Source organism: Acinetobacter sp. SwsAc5 (assembly GCF_013391485.1).
Lineage (GTDB): Bacteria > Pseudomonadota > Gammaproteobacteria > Pseudomonadales > Moraxellaceae > Acinetobacter > Acinetobacter towneri.
On record NZ_JACAXD010000014.1, the window covers coordinates 1 to 15,470 of the forward strand.

Consider the following 15,470-nt stretch of genomic DNA (forward strand, 5'->3'; position numbering starts at 1 on the left):
GCCTATTTAAGTGATGTGCTGAAAAGGTTGCCGACACATAAAGTGACTCAGATTGAAGAATTGCTACCACACCGCTGGAAACCGGAACCGAATTAAAAAATAGGCATGGGGTTCAGCGGACGCTTACACTTAAGCTTATAAATCAGAGTATGTAAATTGACCAGAAAAAGAGTAAGACATAAAAAAAGCCTCTCAAAATGAGAGGCTTTTTTTCAGAATATCAATTAACGATTGTTGTCGTCTTCTTGAGATTCTTCAAATTTAGAATCGTTGTCAAAACCGCTTGCAGACTGACCACCGAAGCCACCTTGACCGCCAAAGCCGCCACCTTGACCACCGAAGCCACCTTGACCGCCGAAGCCGCCACCTTGACCACCGAAGCCGCCACCTTGACCACCGAAGCCACCACCTTGACCGCCGAAGCCGCCACCTTGACCACCGAAGCCACCTTGACCGCCGAAGCCACCTTGACCGCCAAAGCCTGCGCTTTGACCGCCTGCTGGTGCACCCGCTGGACGTGGATTACGCGCAGGAACAACTGTAGAAATTGCATGTTTGTAAACCATTTGGCTTACCGTGTTTTTCAATAAAACAACATATTGGTCAAAAGATTCAATATGACCTTGTAGCTTGATACCGTTCACAAGGAAGATAGAAACAGGAATACGTTCTTTACGGAGAGAATTTAAGAACGGATCTTGTAAAGTTTGACCTTTAGACATGTTATAACTCCAAAAATAATTAAAAATCAGCGCAAAAACTATCTTTATTTTTCAATTAAAAATTATAAAAAAGACAGTGTGTAAATTTTGCTTTATCCGTAGCAGTTTCGCAAGTCTTCTTGAGCCTGCTTTATCGTAAAATATGTGTGAAATTTATGCGATTCTTGCAACGATCTGAGCCAAGTATATTGACGTTTCGCAAGTTGTCGTGTTGCAAATAGCGCCTTATCCTCCATTTCCTGCATTTTTCCGCGACTTTTATCACCTTTTTGTAAAAACTCTAAAGCTTGACGATAACCGACAGAGCGCATGGATGGTAAATTTGCATCTAAATCGTATTTTTCAATAAGATGACGCACCTCATTTAAAAAACCCATTTCCCACATGATCTCTAAGCGTTTTTCAATACGCTGATGTAATTCTATCCGATCAGGCACTAAGGCGTGGTTATGAAAAGTGTAACGATATGGTACATTTTTAGGTTGTTCTGCTTGCAGTTGGGTAATTGGTGTGCCTGTTAATTTATAAACTTCCAAAGCACGAATAATACGTTGCTTATCGGACACTTTAAACTTTTGTCCCGCCAATGCATCTACCGCACATAATTCTGCATATACAGCCTCCCAACCTTCACGCGCGGCTTTATCTTCAATTTCAGCACGTACTTGGTAATTGGCACTGGGTAAATTTGAAGATAAACCTTCAAGCAATGCCTTAAAATACAGCATGGTTCCGCCCACTAAAATTGGGGTTTTTCCTATCGCGTGCATATCGTCAATCAAGGCGCAGGCATCTTCGACAAATTGTGCAGCAGAATACACTTCAAGCGGGCTGATAATATCAATCAAATGATGCGGATAACGCGCCTGTTCCGCTTTAGTTGGTTTGGCTGTACCAATATCCATATCTCGATAAACTAGCGCAGAATCGACTGAAATCAGCTCAAAATGCCCCATTTCATACAGCTCACATGCCAAAGCAGTTTTACCGCTTGCAGTTGGTCCCATTAAATTGATGACCGGCAATTGATTTGACATGTAACGCTACTCTCCTCGAGCAAAAAGTTTATCTAGTTGTGCCAATGGAAAGGCACGCCAAGTCGGGCGACCATGATTACATTGGCTAGCAAATTCGGTTTGTTCCATTTGACGCAATAAGGCATTCATTTCAGAAAGACTTAACATCCGATGTGCACGTACTGCACTATGACATGCCATTCCCGCCAAAATATGATCACGCTTTTGCAACAAGGCTTGCGCCTCATCATTCGGGTCTAAATCATCAAGTAATTCAGGAATTAATTCGGCAAAATCTGCCTTATGCAAAATCGCGGGCACACCGCGCACAATGACCTGTTCATCGCCATATTGGTCTATTTCCAAGCCCAGTCGTGCCAATTGTTCTTTTAAATCATCCACCCGCATGGCTTGCATGCGGCTAATGCTGATAACTTTGGGGATCAGCAATTGCTGCGAAGTCCAAAACTCAGGTTTATCCCAAGCGGCTTTCATCTGTTGCAACACAATTCGTTCATGGGCGGCATGCATATCTACAATAATCAAGCCTTCACTGTTTTGCGCCAGAATGTAAATACCATGCAATTGCGCAATTGCAATGCCGAGCGGATGCTCATCCACCGCAGGTGTTGTGTTTGTTTGCGTAAGATTGGCTGAGTCTTGATCTAGATCACGTAAAGGCGCGAGATAGCTTTTTAAAGCATTGTTGAGCTGTTGCGAACCTTGATAATTACTCTGCACAGGTCGGTTATATTGAACTGTCTGCGGCTGACTCTGATTAAAATCGGTAAGTAACTCACTTCCCGCTTGTGAAGCGGGCTGCATCGTGTACGCATCTACTGCATCGTCAGCGGAATTGTAAGGATTTGCCTCGGCATGTTTGTGCAGTAAAAATTGTTCCTGATAACGCGGTTGCACCACATAAGGCGCAGCTTGTTCGATAGGATCGGCTTTCATGGCTGTAGCTAAATCTGCAGTTGCAGTTTGAAATTGAGCTAAGGTTTCTTTGGCGTAATGTCTTACAAACTCATGCACTTCTCGCTGATTTAAAAAGCGAATTTCATGCTTGGTCGGATGCACATTGACATCAATATTTTCAGGTTCTACTTCTAAAAATAGCAAATATGCAGCATGTTGATGTCCATGCAAAATACCTTCGTATGCCATACGCAAAGCATGGGAGATGGTCTTGTCTTTTACAATACGTCCATTCACATACACATACTGTAAATCGGCTTGTGAACGTGCATCGGAAGGATGCCCCAACCAACCCGATAAGCGCATGGTGACACTATCAGCATCAATCCAATAGGCATTTTCGACAAAGTTTCGTCCTAAAAGTTGCTGCACGCGCTGAAAACGCAATTCGCCACTGTCTGCAATGGGTAAATTCAGTTTAATGCTGTCGTTGTGTTCCAAAACAAAACGAATATCGAAATGTGTGAGTGCCAAACGACGCACAATTTCTTCAATATGTCCGAATTCTGTACCCGCTTTTTTCAGGAATTTACGTCGTGCAGGCACATTAAAAAATAAATCCTGTACCCGAATATGTGTGCCTTTTTGTGCAGCAACGGCCTGAATATCTTGATGGTCAAAGGCAGTGCCATTGACTTCGACCTGATAACCGACACCATCTTCAGTTTGGCTACTGACCAAAGTCAAACGCGATACTGCTGCAATTGATGCCAGTGCTTCACCACGAAAGCCTAAACTGACAATAGCATGTAAATCATCAGCCGTTTGAATTTTACTGGTCGCGTGACGAGTCACCGCCAAAGGCAAATCTTCAGCATGAATGCCACGACCATTATCAATAATTTCAATGAGTGTACTGCCGCCTTGTGCCACCCGAATAATTAGCTCGGTTGCACCTGCATCAATGGAGTTTTCTAGTAGTTCTTTGACCACAGAGGCAGGACGTTCAATCACCTCACCTGCAGCAATTTGGTTGGCTAAGGCAGGTTCAAGCGTGTGGATCCGACGTAGATTTAACACATCATTAGGCATGATTAAATTGTTGCTCCAAAGCTTGTTGTAATGCAACCGAAGACGAACTTAGCGTTGCAGTACGGCTTAATTCATCTTCCGATTTTTTAATTTCAATGATCAGGTCTGCGGGCGGAATTTCATCGCCACCTTTTGATGGCCATTCAAATAAAAACAAGGCATTTGGGGTTTCTAAATAATCACGAATGCCCATCAGCTCTAATTCATAAGGATCATTTAAACGATATAAATCAAAATGAAAAATATCTTGTCCTTGTATTTGATAAGGTTCCACCAAGGTGTAAGTCGGGCTTTTAACCGCGCCCTGATGCCCCAAATGCTGTAGAAAATAACGCGATAAAGTGGTTTTTCCTGCGCCTAAATCACCAATTAAATAAATCACACCCGACCGAAAATGCGTTGCCAAAACCTGCGCCAGATTTTGGGTATCTTGCTCATTATTTAAAGCCAAATTAAATGAATACTGCATAACGCTCACGACATGATTCAAAAGACCAATTATGATAGCATCGCACTGCTTTAAAGCCTATGTACTGATGGATAAAACTGTGTAAATGTGGACAATTTATAACAAGTTTAGACAAGGCAATGAATCAAGATTATTAAGCTTAGCACCCAAACTGCTTAGGCTATTTTCAATATAATGAAAAAGAAACTCTCCCACCTGAATATGAGCAATTTGCAGATGAAGTCGACTCATCCCAACACCTTTGTTCCACCAATGCTAGATGGTGTGAGCGCCAGCAAATTGCATTTACCCAAATTAAGCACACAGCCTGAATCAATTTTTCGTTATTTATGTGCCCAGTTTGCCCATATTTCTGCACAGGAATGGCTGCAACGCTTTGAGGATGGTCTGGTTTATGATGCCGAAGGCAAGCGTTTAGATTTAGATACACCTTATAGCGCACATCAGGATATTTTTTATTATCGTTTTTTAGCGCATGAAGTTGCCGTGCCTTTTCAGCATCAAGTTTTATTTGAAAATGAACACTTATTGGTTGTAGATAAACCACATTTTTTGACCATGAGCCCTACAGGGCAATATGTACAAGAAACCCTATTAGTACGCTTAAAAAAACAAACACAGAATGAGCAGCTCACACCTATTCATCGTTTAGACCGCGAAACTGCGGGTGTGGTGCTGTTTTCCAAACAACCAGAAACTCGGGCGGTGTATCAGCAATTATTTGCAGAACGTCAGGTGCAAAAAACCTACCATGCCATTGCGCCTTATCAAGCTAATTTGTCACTACCATGTACTGTGCAATTACGCATGGAAAAAGGTGAACCTTTTTATTTGATGCACGTCGTGGCAGGCACACCTAACAGCGAAACAGAAATTCGTTTGCTTGAACATAATCAAACATGGGCAAAATATGAATTAAAGCCTACAACAGGCAAGCAGCACCAACTGCGTGTGCATTTAAATAGCTTAGGTATTGCGATTAAGAACGACCCGTTTTATCCCATTTTACAGCACAAACAAGCAGATGATTTTTCTGCACCGCTACAATTGCTTGCCAAGCATTTAAGTTTTTTTGACCCGATTAGCCAGCAACAATTCCACTTTAGCGCACAGCAAGAATTGACATTGTAATATGTTTGTCATTACAAAATAGTGGATTTTCGTTGTAGTCATATTGAAATTACAAATGAATTGTTTACAATATTGCTAAAATTTAAATCTATTTCCTTCTATTAAAAATTATGAGAAAAACTGAAGTCTATCAAGTACGCTTGGACTCTCAAGAGAAAAAACAAGCCTTTGCTGTGTTTAAACAGTTGGGGATTACGCCTGCGCAAGCGGTACGTTTGTTTTTTAAGCAAGTCGTGCTGACTAAATCAATTCCCTTTTCAATTGAAAATCAGAATATTAATCTGGAACAATTGATTAAGTTACGCAAATTAAAACAAGAGCAAAAAGCAACGCTAGTGGATGCAACCCCAAGCAATGAAGCATCTGTAACTGGCAATAATAGTGTTGAAGATTTTGAACTGGATGATGAACATCTAGACTTGTTTGATGAACTCAATGCAATTTTGGGTGAAACTGACAAAAATTAACAGTGTTGCATTTTTAAACAATTCTTTAAAAATTTACTTTAAAAACTTAGCTATGCTTCATGCAAGGACAATAAAAAAGCATGGAGTATCGTAATGATTGTAAGACGTGCCACTTTAGAAGACTTAGACCAGCTTGCTGTATTGTTCGATGAGTATCGTCAGTTTTATGGTGCATCCTCGAATTTAAGCCTTTCAGCAGCATTCTTAAAACAGCGTTTTGAAAATCAGGAAAGTGTGATTTTCATTCATATCAAAGATCAAAAAATCACTGGATTTGTATTACTTTATTTAGGCTTTTCTTCGGTTGCCTGCTCGACCTACTATATTTTAGATGACGTTTATGTCACCCCTGTTTTTAGACGACAAGGTTCGGCCAAACAGCTCATTGATACTGCAATTTTATTTGCACGACATGAAAATGCGCTACGGATTAGCCTTGAAACACAAAAAAGTAATTACCAATCCCACCAATTGTATGAAAAGATGGGCTTTGTCAAAGATGATGAATTCCAGACTTATCACTGCTTTTTAAAATAGTCACCTGATCTGACGATTACGGCTTTAGGCAAAGGGTTTAAATTTAACCTAGCCCAAGCCATTGATCATAAGCTATTGATGAAAGTTCAGCAGAACCTCATTTATTCCATACGGTTTTTTGCCAATTCGACTTGTTTAGGGCTTAAATACATCCATTCACCCACATCTAAAGCCAAATCAGTCAAGTTTAATGCACCAACTTGCTGACGATGTAATTGTTCTACTTTATTGCCCACTGCTGCCAGCATACGTTTAACTTGGTGATAAACACCTTGATGAATGGTCATCTGCAATTCATGTTCAGCAAGCTGTTGTACCTCTGTTGCAGCAAATGTCCCTGATTCATTGCGCAATGCGACACCCTGCTCAAGTTGCTGGATTTGTGTTGCATTAATCGGGTCTGCGGTGTGCATAGCATACACTTTTGCCACATGCTTTTTAGGATGGGTCAATGCTTGTAAAAACTGTCCATCATCCGTCAGCAATAACAGCCCTGTGGTGTCCTGATCTAAGCGTCCAACACACTGCAAACCACGATTCAGCAATACATCATCAAACAAGTCAAACACACTAAAATGATGGGTCGCCTGATGCGAACACTCATAGCCTTGTGGTTTATGTAAGGCGATATAGACCTTTTCACGATATTGATAATTTTGCCCATACACCGAAAATTGCAAAACCGTTTCAGGCGCAATTTTTATCGCGAATTTAGGATTGGTCTGGGTTTCGCCCATAATGGTGACTGCACCATTTTTAATGAGTTGTTGGCAATGTTTACGTGATCCAAAGCCTTGTGATTGCAACATTTTTTCCAACAACATGATGAGCGACCTAATGATAAAAAGTATAAATATATTTGCTGCTATTCTAAACCAAATACACCGTAAATTCTGAACACATTGCGTACCTTGCCCGCTTGTAGTTCAAAACAGTTACAATAACTGCACTTTTCCAATTTATTTCCCCTTTTATGGATCACCATGCTCTCTCAATTAGACCTTAACCTGATGGTGCTGATCGTTCTACTCGCATGCGGTATTTTTAGCCAAAATACGGCTGTGACCATTGCCGCAGCAGTACTGATTGTTTTTAGAATTACGCCGCTAAGTGAATTTTTCCCACTATTGCAGCAGCATGGCTTAAACCTGGGCATTATCATTCTCACCATTGGCGTACTGACACCCATTGCCAGTGGCAAACTTCCAGGCGAAGCAATTCTAAAATCTTTCCTGAGTTGGAAATCTTTACTTGCGATTGCAATTGGTGTTTTTGTGGCATGGTTAGGCGGGCGTGGTGTCAAGCTCATGACCAATCAGCCTGATGTGGTCGCAGGCTTATTGATTGGTACAGTCGCAGGTGTTGCTGTGCTACGTGGCGTGCCTGTGGGACCACTGATTGCAGCAGGAATTCTCACCTTGTTTATTGGCTATTCTTAACATAGATTTAGGGACGCTTGGTTTAGATGGTTTTGCTTGAATTCATCGTCTTGTATCAACCAATTTCAATAAAAACCATCCAAATCTAAGCCACTTTGCGAAACAAGATAGATGTTAATATCATTCCCATTGCAGATAAAACGGCCATTAAAATACCAACCCAAAGCCATGTTCCTGTGGCATATACGATCGCTGCGACCACAGGCGGCAATAAAAATTGTGAAATTGCTGAGCACTGCAACACCAAACCTACGGTGGTACTAATCGCAATCGGTTGTGGTGCAAAATTAAGTACTTGCGCAAATACCACAGCTGCGACTAAACCACCAAATAAAGAGAAATGGATGACCAATAAAAACTGCACAATGAATGGTAAAACATCACGCAAAATATAAAAACTCAGTGCGCATAGCATCAATATCGCAAAACCCATTTGCATCAACACTTGCGTTCTCAGCCCACGCTGTAATAACAACCCACATACAAATGTGCCCACCGCATTTGCCATTGCAACCATAGCTGTGAGCACACCTGCGGTTTGTAAAGATATTTGATATTGCTGATAAATGGTCGGCAAAAAACCCACCAAACTGAACCACTGCCCTGCATAAACACCAAAAACCAAAGCCAATATCCATGCGGGTGGATGGCTCAAAGTGCTTTTAATCAGTTCAAAGATGGCAATGGCTTGCGTGCTGATCTGCACACTCGGTACGGCTTTATAAATGATGATTGCGAGCGCAAAGGATAACAATCCAAAACACATCCACACGCCTTGCCAATCCAAGATGGTCAGTAAAAACGGCGTACTTAGTAAACCAATACCCATCCCACCGCCCATATAGGCACTCCACAGCCCCATTTTGGCAGGCAACTGCTCCACTGCAACCAGTTGACGAATAAATGCAGGGCCGCTGAGTGTAATCAGTAAAAAGCCAAAACCTTCAATTACACGCAGACTTAATAGTGCGGAAAAGCTATGTACAAAACCACCAACAAAACTTGCACCTGCCAATAAAGACAAACCCAAAAGTACACAGCGTTTTAAGCCAATTTTTGCGGTATAACTGCCTAGCAACAACGCCAGAGACATGCCCGCAGCTTGTACCAAAGACAGCAAAAAACCTGCCTGAACCAAACTAATTCCGAGTTCAGCTTGTAGGATGGGTACAGTCGGTGGCAACTTGCCAATATGCATTGCTGCCATAAAACCCGCAGCAACAATCCATAAATCCTTGGTCAGCCAACGTACCGAACTCACAGCGCTCTCCCTTAATTTTCGCAAGGCAAGCTTAGCAAGAACATCTCACTGTTTTTAGTGGAGATTTAGATGAGCTTAGTGTTTTTAGCAATTAATCAGCATCCTCTTTAAAATGCTGATTGTGCAATTTTTAACTCGAATAATATTGTGTGCGTTTTTGGGAAAATTTCTCTAATTGCTTCAAAAAGCCTTCAAAATAGCTCTTTTCTTTTTCTTCGCTACGATAACCCGCATACAAGGTACGGCGTAATCCTCCCGCAGCAACGCAGTCTAAACGACGTGAAGTTACCCAGCCTTTTTGCTCATATTCATTCACCACCCAATCTGGCAATGCGCCAATCCCTCGCCCACTCGCCACCAGTTGAATCAACATTTGGGTTAAATCTGTAGTACGAATAGCTTTTGGCTGAATATTGGCTGGAATGAATAGCTTAGACATAATATCTAAACGGTGTTTATCGACAGGATAGGTAATCAGGGTTTCTTCTGCCAACTCCTGTACGGTAATGCGCTCGGCACGTACTAAAGGATGAGTATTTGACAACACCAAACGCGATTCATATTCAAAAATTGGAAAATATTCGATACCTTTTAAGGCAATCGGGTCTGCAGTAATCAATAGGTCAAATTCTGCGTTTTGCAATAATTCATGCGGATTGGCTTCAAAACCTGAAGCAAAATCTAAATCTACATCAGGGTATTGCTGACGATATTGATTCAGCAGCGGCATCAACCAGTCAAAACAACTGTGACATTCCGAAGAAAAAATAATCCGCCCCGTTTGCCCATGCACAATGCGGGTAATATCGGTTTGGGTAATTTGAATTTGTGGCAAGACATCATCCGCCAGTTTCAATAAACGCTGCCCAACATTGGAAAATGTCACAGGACGACTACGGCGATTCACCACTTCTACGCCATACCAATGATCTAGTTCTTTGAGTTGATGAGAAATGGCAGATGGCGTCAGACATAAATCATTGGCGGCAGCAACCAAAGAACCATGTTCACGCAGGGCTGATAGCGTTTTTAAGTGGCGAATTTCAAGCATTGCTTGTTCCTAGTTTTTCAAGTTATTGACTGCATGTTTAGACCTAGGTCGCATTTTTATTTTGCAAAATAAGAAACAAAGCCAAACATGATTCAATTTAATAATGAATTAATTTAATCTTAGCATGTAAATAATGAGTTTTCTTCATCTTAGTTTTTATTCGATGATATTTACTACGAAATCAATACAATTCCATAATAATAATATGGCTTTCAGCAAGCATGTTTTAAGCTTCCAACGTGCAGAGCCAAACTAGAATTGAAATTCTTAACCCAAGCCTCGCTTACTCCGACAACTTCTCTCCACAATGTGGGCAGTATTTATAAGGCTCCTGTTCTAAACGCAGCTCTTCTTCACGACGCTCACGAATTAACTGCAATAAAATATCTTGGGTTTGCTCAGTGGTTAAACCAACTTGTTTGCGTAAATCTTCAATTTTTTCTTGATCATTTAACAGATCAATCTCACTATTTTGCAATAGCTCTCTAAATTTCAACCCTAAATGCTGCTTACGTTGTTCAAGTTCGTTGGCTAAACCTGTGGCTAAAATACCTGCAGGCAATGCTGCCAAGCCGACACCCAATACCGTAATTAACGCACCTAAAATTCTGCCCCAAGGGGTAATTGGTGTGACATCGCCATAACCGACTGTGGTTAAAGTCACCACTGCCCACCACATCGAAGCGGGAATTGAGCTAAAGGCTTCAGGCTGTGCCTTGCTTTCCACCACATACACACCTGCGGCAGACATCACAATCATAATAGAGAGAATAAAAATGACTGCCTGAAATGATCCTTTTTCCCGTTCGATCACTCTTAATAAAATTTGCAATGATACAAAGTAACGTGTCAGTTTTAACAAACGCAGCAAACGTAAAATTCTTAGGAACCGTAAATCTAGATGCACAAAGAAGTTAATATAAGCAGGTAGAATCGCCAACAAATCTATAATTGCCCCACCGCTGGTAAGCCATTTTACACGCTGTTTCCACGGCGAAATAAACGGGTCTTTTTCGGCAATACTCCAAATCCGCAGCAAATATTCAAGCGTAAACACTGCGATGGAAAAGTTTTCAAAATGGTCAAAAAATACCTGATAGGCAAGATAGACATCATTCACCGACTCTAAAATAACCGCACTGGCATTGCCTAAAATCAGTAAAATTAAAAAATAGTTAATGCAACGACTAAACCATGTTTCATAGTCATCGTCGTGTAAGTTGTTATAGACAAATTTTCGAAATGTGTACCACGGTGTAAATGCCATACCGAATATTATATTTTAAGGCTTACAGTGATGGCAGTTTAACCGAAGTTTTTCTCAAAACGATAGTATTTTATGTGACGTTAAGCGGGCATTTTTAATGCAGAATTGCAGTATAAGTCATCATTATCCAAATGACTAAACTACTGAATAAACAGCAATGCTAAACGCACCTGATCATAGCCCATGCGTGGACTAGTCGCTTCAACAATCGGGCGCAGTTTAATTGCGCCATCATCGCTGAAGTGCTCTGCATTTTGACGCTTCATTAATCGCTTATAAATTTTACGGACCTCTTCCACCACTTCTTCACCTGGATGTGCCACTGAAATATCCAGATTTTGTTCTTTTTGCAAACGTGCCAAATGGTTGATAATAGTTGCAGGAGTTAAACCTCGCTCTACTGCAATATCCTGAATATCATAACCTTCTTCAAATAAAGCGCGGGTTTCATCTAACGTGGCAGTCGCATAATTGGTTTTTCCACCTTTGGCAATTTTCTTTTCATTGCGCAAAATTTCGGTTTCGTTCAACGTGCCACCACAGTGACGAATAAATGCATTATGTTGTGGTGTTAAATCCATCAGCTCATAGTGCGTTTCAGCTTCTTCAGACAATTCCTGAAAACGGCGGTCAGCCTTAATCGCTAAACTGTCGAGTTCCAAAGCTTGGCTATTAAATCCCAATAAACGCAAACCGCTTAACGATTTTAATCGTGACAACGCCACATAACCCTGCCCTTTTTCAAAAGTATGGCTAAGATTGATTTCTGCCGCTTCTAAGGTCATACCTTGTGATTTGTGGATGGTAATTGCCCATGCCAAACGCAGCGGAATTTGCTGGAAACTGGCAATGGTTTTGCCTGCATCATTATCCACCGACCAAGTTTCAGGCTCGACCAACAATACTGTGCCATCGGTCAATTTTACTTTAGGTAAAATGCCGTGATCATCATCTTCTTCAAAGCCAATCACTTCGCCCAAACTGCCGTTGATATAGCCCATATCGAAGTTGTTTTTAACAAACATCACTTTGGCATGTTTTTTTAGATTTAAAATTTCAGGCGCACGTACCGATGATTTCAGCGTTTCAATCAACTTTTCATTGCCATCACACACGGCATCAAACTGCTTGCTCTCAGTTTCAATTTCATTCAAATGCTTAAAGTTGATATTGTCCACATCCATATTGTGCGTATATAAACGCGTGAAAGTGTCGCCAATATCTTGATGACGGGTGTGTTCCAAAGCCTGAATATGTTGATGATCAATACTTTGTGCACGAATCGCATTGAGAATGTCATTTAAGTAGTCATCGCCCTGACGGTGCTGCTCGGTTAAATAACAGACCCGAAATTTAGCTTCGACCCACGCATCTGACATAAAACAGAACTTGTCACGATTGCGCTCATCGTTTTTTCCCACAGGCGGTAACTGGAAAAAATCTCCCGCGACAATCACCTGAATACCACCAAAAGCGTCATCACTGTCTTTAAAATATTTTAAAACCTGATTGACCAAATTCAGTTGCTTAGCATGCAACATCGAAATTTCATCAATAATCAGCACTTGCGCATTTTCTAAATGTTCTTTGAGATATTTGCGCTCTTTCATATTTTTCAGGTCAGCATCGGACAAAAAATCTTTAATACCAATGCCTGCCCATGTATGAATGGTCATGCCATTCATGTGCGTTGCAGCAATGCCTGTAGATGCCGTAATTGCCACTGGCACTTTGCGCGCTTTTAAATAATTGATGTATTGATTCAGGGTATAGGTTTTACCCGCACCAGCCGAGCCTGTTAAAAAGACATTTTCGCCTGCTTTTAAAAGTTTAAGTGCAGTTTCCTGTTTCATAAGACCTATACCATGATTGAACGGCTATAGCCTAACGAGTTTTGAGCCAAAAGTTAAGGCTCAAGTCCGTGAATACGACAACAGTTGTCTTATGACTTGTAACTTATGACTTTGATGGTAATTGTGGATTCAGCCATGCAATAAACTGCGCTGCGATAGTAACCAACAATTGTTCCGCTTTTTGATTATTTGGATATTCCAATTGATCAAACTCAAGTTGCCCATTCCTAAAGTGACAGCCCATGGTCAATTGCTGCGCATAATGTGGCGATGCCATGTGAAATGCCACATATTGTCCTTCACTCATGGCTTTGGCATAGCTCAGTGCCAAACAGTGTTTAAAGTTTTTCGATTCTTCAATAATACGGTCTAAATCGGTCAGTTCTTCAAAACACCAACCCGAAAAATACAATATTTGCTGCGGGCTTTTCGCCTGCCATGTGCTACATGGAATTTCTTTTTTCAGTTTGGCAAATAGCTCTGCTTTATACACTTGTTGATGCCAATGCACCGCTTGATGAAACAACCCCAACCAACTCAAACTTTTTGGAATATGCGTATGCGCTGCAAAATACTCCAGTAAATAGTCACGCACATAACTGTCAAATACTGAAACGCGTGTATTGTGCGCACGTAAATAAAAACGCTGCCGAAAATCATCAGGCTGAATCTGATAACGCTGCAATACCGTATAAAAGTCACGTTGCTGCTGACTATCAGACTGAATATAGTCCAACAAAGCTGTCGGTAAATCTTGGGTGATCTGCTGTAAATACAACATATAACTTTGCATGACACGACTTAAACGCCGAAATACATGCTTGACCAAATGCTCATCGTGTTGCGCCACGGTTTTCAGCAAAGTCATCCATTCATCCAAATACAAAATAGAAGGACTAATGGCAACCCGCGGATCATCCAACGATTGTTTTTCGCCATGCGGCATTAAACTGACATTATGCGCATGTGCGAACCACGCTTGCTGTGTCGCATATACATTACAGCTTTGAATGAACATACGTGCGGCTGAATATTGAAAATATTGCAAAGTTGCCAAAATAATCCGTGGATGTGCCTGACTACAATCGACAAAACTGAGCGCAGTCACTGCCACCCGCACACTGGTATGATGAATATTTAAACTAAGCCAATCCAACACTTGTGCAGACTGTTTAAACAGCCAATTCACCGCACGTGGATAATCAAATAACGGCAGTTTGGCGACTTTCTTTTGCCAAATTAAAGGGCAAGATTTTAAAAAATGCGGTTTCGCCAAAGCATCGGAACGCTGCCACACCTCACGGTGCATTAAACGCGCAAAACCCAATAAATGCCCATGTTCTTCGGCATGTCGATACAACAACCGAATATCATCCTGATGATCGATTAAATCCTGCAAATTAAATCGTTCAGGAAATGAAATACTTAAAATACGATGCATGGCTTTAGGTAAAAATTCTGTCGCACTAAAACAAAAATCATCATAACTTTGCATCAGTGCTTGCACTGGCAAAAAGGTTTCACCCTCTACAAATTCCAAAGCACACAGCATCGATAAGTTAGTTAAAACATCTTCAGGAATGTGCTGCCCTTGCTGCACAAATTTGGTCAATACTGGTTGATACTGATCGTCTGCCTGCATTAATGCCTGATCTAAAATTTGTGCCTGCATTGCATCTAAATGCAATAACAATTGCTTAACCCGTGCTGCACCATCTACCCACAGGTAAACTTGCTGCAGAATCAATTGTCGCAATTGCTGCGCCTGATTACGCAAAAATAAAGAATGCTGCGGTTTTAAATCCCCAGTCAAAAAATGCAGATCATGTAAGAAAAAATCTTCAAATGCTTCTTGCTGTTTCCCCGCAAATTCAAAGTGAGTTTCTATTAAATTTGTATGCGATTTTGGCGGATAAAATTCAAGACTAAACAGACCATTCAGCAATTCGACCCGATGCTGCAAAGGATCGATCCGAAACAAATTTTGTGCTGTAAAATGTCCAACCAAATCCATTTGATCTTGATAGATTTCTGCGGCCACACTGGAAATACGAACCAATTGCTGTGCAACGGCATGCAACTGGCTATGCTGGCAAATTGGCTGCATATACGCTCCTCATGCTTAAGTGCGGTCTATCTAAGTGTCATCTTATTTTTATTTGATTGCACCGACTAGACCCATCACGTGATACATCCCTATTTTTTGTTTTTTATTTCCATCTGCAAAAAGTGGACAATTCTTCAATC

At 41.1% G+C, this 15,470-nt stretch carries 15 protein-coding genes; 5 read left to right on the top strand and 10 right to left on the bottom strand.

From position 1 onward, the window contains the following. A partial coding sequence (locus HYG89_RS09420; protein WP_075175639.1) for a transposase domain-containing protein occupies positions 1–96 on the top strand: 96 nt, incomplete at its 5' end. 128 nt (positions 97–224) lie between these two features. On the opposite strand, the gene hfq is transcribed toward HYG89_RS09420, so the two are convergent. From hfq to tsaE, 4 genes are all read right to left on the bottom strand, one after another. After that, complete coding sequence (gene hfq / locus HYG89_RS09425) at positions 225–722, bottom strand: RNA chaperone Hfq (protein ID WP_178867233.1); 498 nt, start codon at positions 720–722, stop codon at positions 225–227. Positions 723–814: 92 nt separating this feature from the next. Continuing rightward, complete coding sequence (miaA, locus tag HYG89_RS09430) at positions 815–1,759, bottom strand: tRNA (adenosine(37)-N6)-dimethylallyltransferase MiaA (protein WP_178867235.1); 945 nt, start codon at positions 1,757–1,759, stop codon at positions 815–817. Positions 1,760–1,765: 6 nt separating this feature from the next. Beyond that, positions 1,766–3,748 (bottom strand): DNA mismatch repair endonuclease MutL, encoded by a 1,983-nt coding sequence (gene mutL, locus HYG89_RS09435; protein WP_154320806.1) that lies wholly within the window; start codon positions 3,746–3,748, stop codon positions 1,766–1,768. Continuing rightward, entirely contained in the window at positions 3,741–4,217 is a 477-nt protein-coding gene (gene tsaE, locus HYG89_RS09440; RefSeq protein ID WP_096901184.1) for a tRNA (adenosine(37)-N6)-threonylcarbamoyltransferase complex ATPase subunit type 1 TsaE, read from the bottom strand. Before tsaE ends, mutL begins: the two co-directional genes overlap by 8 nt. 216 nt (positions 4,218–4,433) lie before the next feature. Between tsaE and HYG89_RS09445 the strand changes: the two genes are divergently transcribed. The 3 genes from HYG89_RS09445 to HYG89_RS09455 all read left to right on the top strand — a co-directional run bounded on the left by HYG89_RS09445 (position 4,434) and on the right by HYG89_RS09455 (position 6,352). Further along, entirely contained in the window at positions 4,434–5,348 is a 915-nt protein-coding gene (locus HYG89_RS09445) for a pseudouridine synthase (protein ID WP_154320807.1), read from the top strand. A 110-nt stretch (positions 5,349–5,458) separates the two neighbouring features. Continuing rightward, complete coding sequence (locus HYG89_RS09450) at positions 5,459–5,815, top strand: type II toxin-antitoxin system RelB/DinJ family antitoxin (RefSeq protein WP_004976848.1); 357 nt, start codon at positions 5,459–5,461, stop codon at positions 5,813–5,815. A 93-nt stretch (positions 5,816–5,908) separates the two neighbouring features. Next, a complete protein-coding gene (locus HYG89_RS09455) occupies positions 5,909–6,352 on the top strand; it encodes a GNAT family N-acetyltransferase (RefSeq protein ID WP_004976850.1) in 444 nt (147 codons plus the stop codon). A 101-nt stretch (positions 6,353–6,453) separates the two neighbouring features. Here HYG89_RS09455 and HYG89_RS09460 read toward each other — a convergent pair whose 3' ends face one another. Then, positions 6,454–7,176, bottom strand: coding sequence for a pseudouridine synthase (locus HYG89_RS09460; RefSeq protein ID WP_178867237.1), 723 nt, complete (start codon positions 7,174–7,176; stop codon positions 6,454–6,456). Positions 7,177–7,335: 159 nt separating this feature from the next. On the opposite strand from HYG89_RS09460, the gene HYG89_RS09465 reads away from it, so the two are divergent. Then, complete coding sequence (locus HYG89_RS09465) at positions 7,336–7,791, top strand: DUF441 domain-containing protein (RefSeq protein WP_004976854.1); 456 nt, start codon at positions 7,336–7,338, stop codon at positions 7,789–7,791. 85 nt (positions 7,792–7,876) lie between these two features. Here the strand turns inward: HYG89_RS09465 and HYG89_RS09470 are convergent, their stop codons facing one another. The 5 genes from HYG89_RS09470 to HYG89_RS09490 all read right to left on the bottom strand — a co-directional run bounded on the left by HYG89_RS09470 (position 7,877) and on the right by HYG89_RS09490 (position 15,330). Continuing rightward, a complete protein-coding gene (locus tag HYG89_RS09470) occupies positions 7,877–9,052 on the bottom strand; it encodes an MFS transporter (RefSeq protein ID WP_178867239.1) in 1,176 nt (391 codons plus the stop codon). Between the two features lie 130 nt (positions 9,053–9,182). Then, a complete protein-coding gene (locus tag HYG89_RS09475) occupies positions 9,183–10,103 on the bottom strand; it encodes a LysR family transcriptional regulator (protein WP_004976859.1) in 921 nt (306 codons plus the stop codon). 283 nt (positions 10,104–10,386) lie between these two features. Continuing rightward, on the bottom strand, positions 10,387–11,370 hold the full coding sequence (locus HYG89_RS09480) for an ion transporter (protein WP_096901190.1): 984 nt from the start codon (positions 11,368–11,370) through the stop codon (positions 10,387–10,389). 140 nt (positions 11,371–11,510) lie between these two features. Beyond that, positions 11,511–13,223: an AAA family ATPase gene (locus HYG89_RS09485; RefSeq protein ID WP_136144566.1), complete on the bottom strand. Its 1,713-nt coding sequence runs from the start codon at positions 13,221–13,223 to the stop codon at positions 11,511–11,513. Between the two features lie 103 nt (positions 13,224–13,326). Next, positions 13,327–15,330, bottom strand: coding sequence for a hypothetical protein (locus HYG89_RS09490; RefSeq protein WP_178867241.1), 2,004 nt, complete (start codon positions 15,328–15,330; stop codon positions 13,327–13,329). Between the last annotated feature and the right edge of the window lie 140 nt (positions 15,331–15,470).

Coding starts and splice junctions, on each gene's coding strand:
- hfq (WP_178867233.1), bottom strand. CDS start 722: ATGTCTAAAGGTCAAACTTTACAAGATCCGTTCTTAAATTCTCTCCGT.
- miaA (WP_178867235.1), bottom strand. CDS start 1,759: ATGTCAAATCAATTGCCGGTCATCAATTTAATGGGACCAACTGCAAGC.
- mutL (WP_154320806.1), bottom strand. CDS start 3,748: ATGCCTAATGATGTGTTAAATCTACGTCGGATCCACACGCTTGAACCT.
- tsaE (WP_096901184.1), bottom strand. CDS start 4,217: ATGCAGTATTCATTTAATTTGGCTTTAAATAATGAGCAAGATACCCAA.
- HYG89_RS09445 (WP_154320807.1), top strand. CDS start 4,434: ATGAAGTCGACTCATCCCAACACCTTTGTTCCACCAATGCTAGATGGT.
- HYG89_RS09450 (WP_004976848.1), top strand. CDS start 5,459: ATGAGAAAAACTGAAGTCTATCAAGTACGCTTGGACTCTCAAGAGAAA.
- HYG89_RS09455 (WP_004976850.1), top strand. CDS start 5,909: ATGATTGTAAGACGTGCCACTTTAGAAGACTTAGACCAGCTTGCTGTA.
- HYG89_RS09460 (WP_178867237.1), bottom strand. CDS start 7,176: ATGTTGTTGGAAAAAATGTTGCAATCACAAGGCTTTGGATCACGTAAA.
- HYG89_RS09465 (WP_004976854.1), top strand. CDS start 7,336: ATGCTCTCTCAATTAGACCTTAACCTGATGGTGCTGATCGTTCTACTC.
- HYG89_RS09475 (WP_004976859.1), bottom strand. CDS start 10,103: ATGCTTGAAATTCGCCACTTAAAAACGCTATCAGCCCTGCGTGAACAT.
- HYG89_RS09480 (WP_096901190.1), bottom strand. CDS start 11,370: ATGGCATTTACACCGTGGTACACATTTCGAAAATTTGTCTATAACAAC.
- HYG89_RS09485 (WP_136144566.1), bottom strand. CDS start 13,223: ATGAAACAGGAAACTGCACTTAAACTTTTAAAAGCAGGCGAAAATGTC.
- HYG89_RS09490 (WP_178867241.1), bottom strand. CDS start 15,330: ATGCAGCCAATTTGCCAGCATAGCCAGTTGCATGCCGTTGCACAGCAA.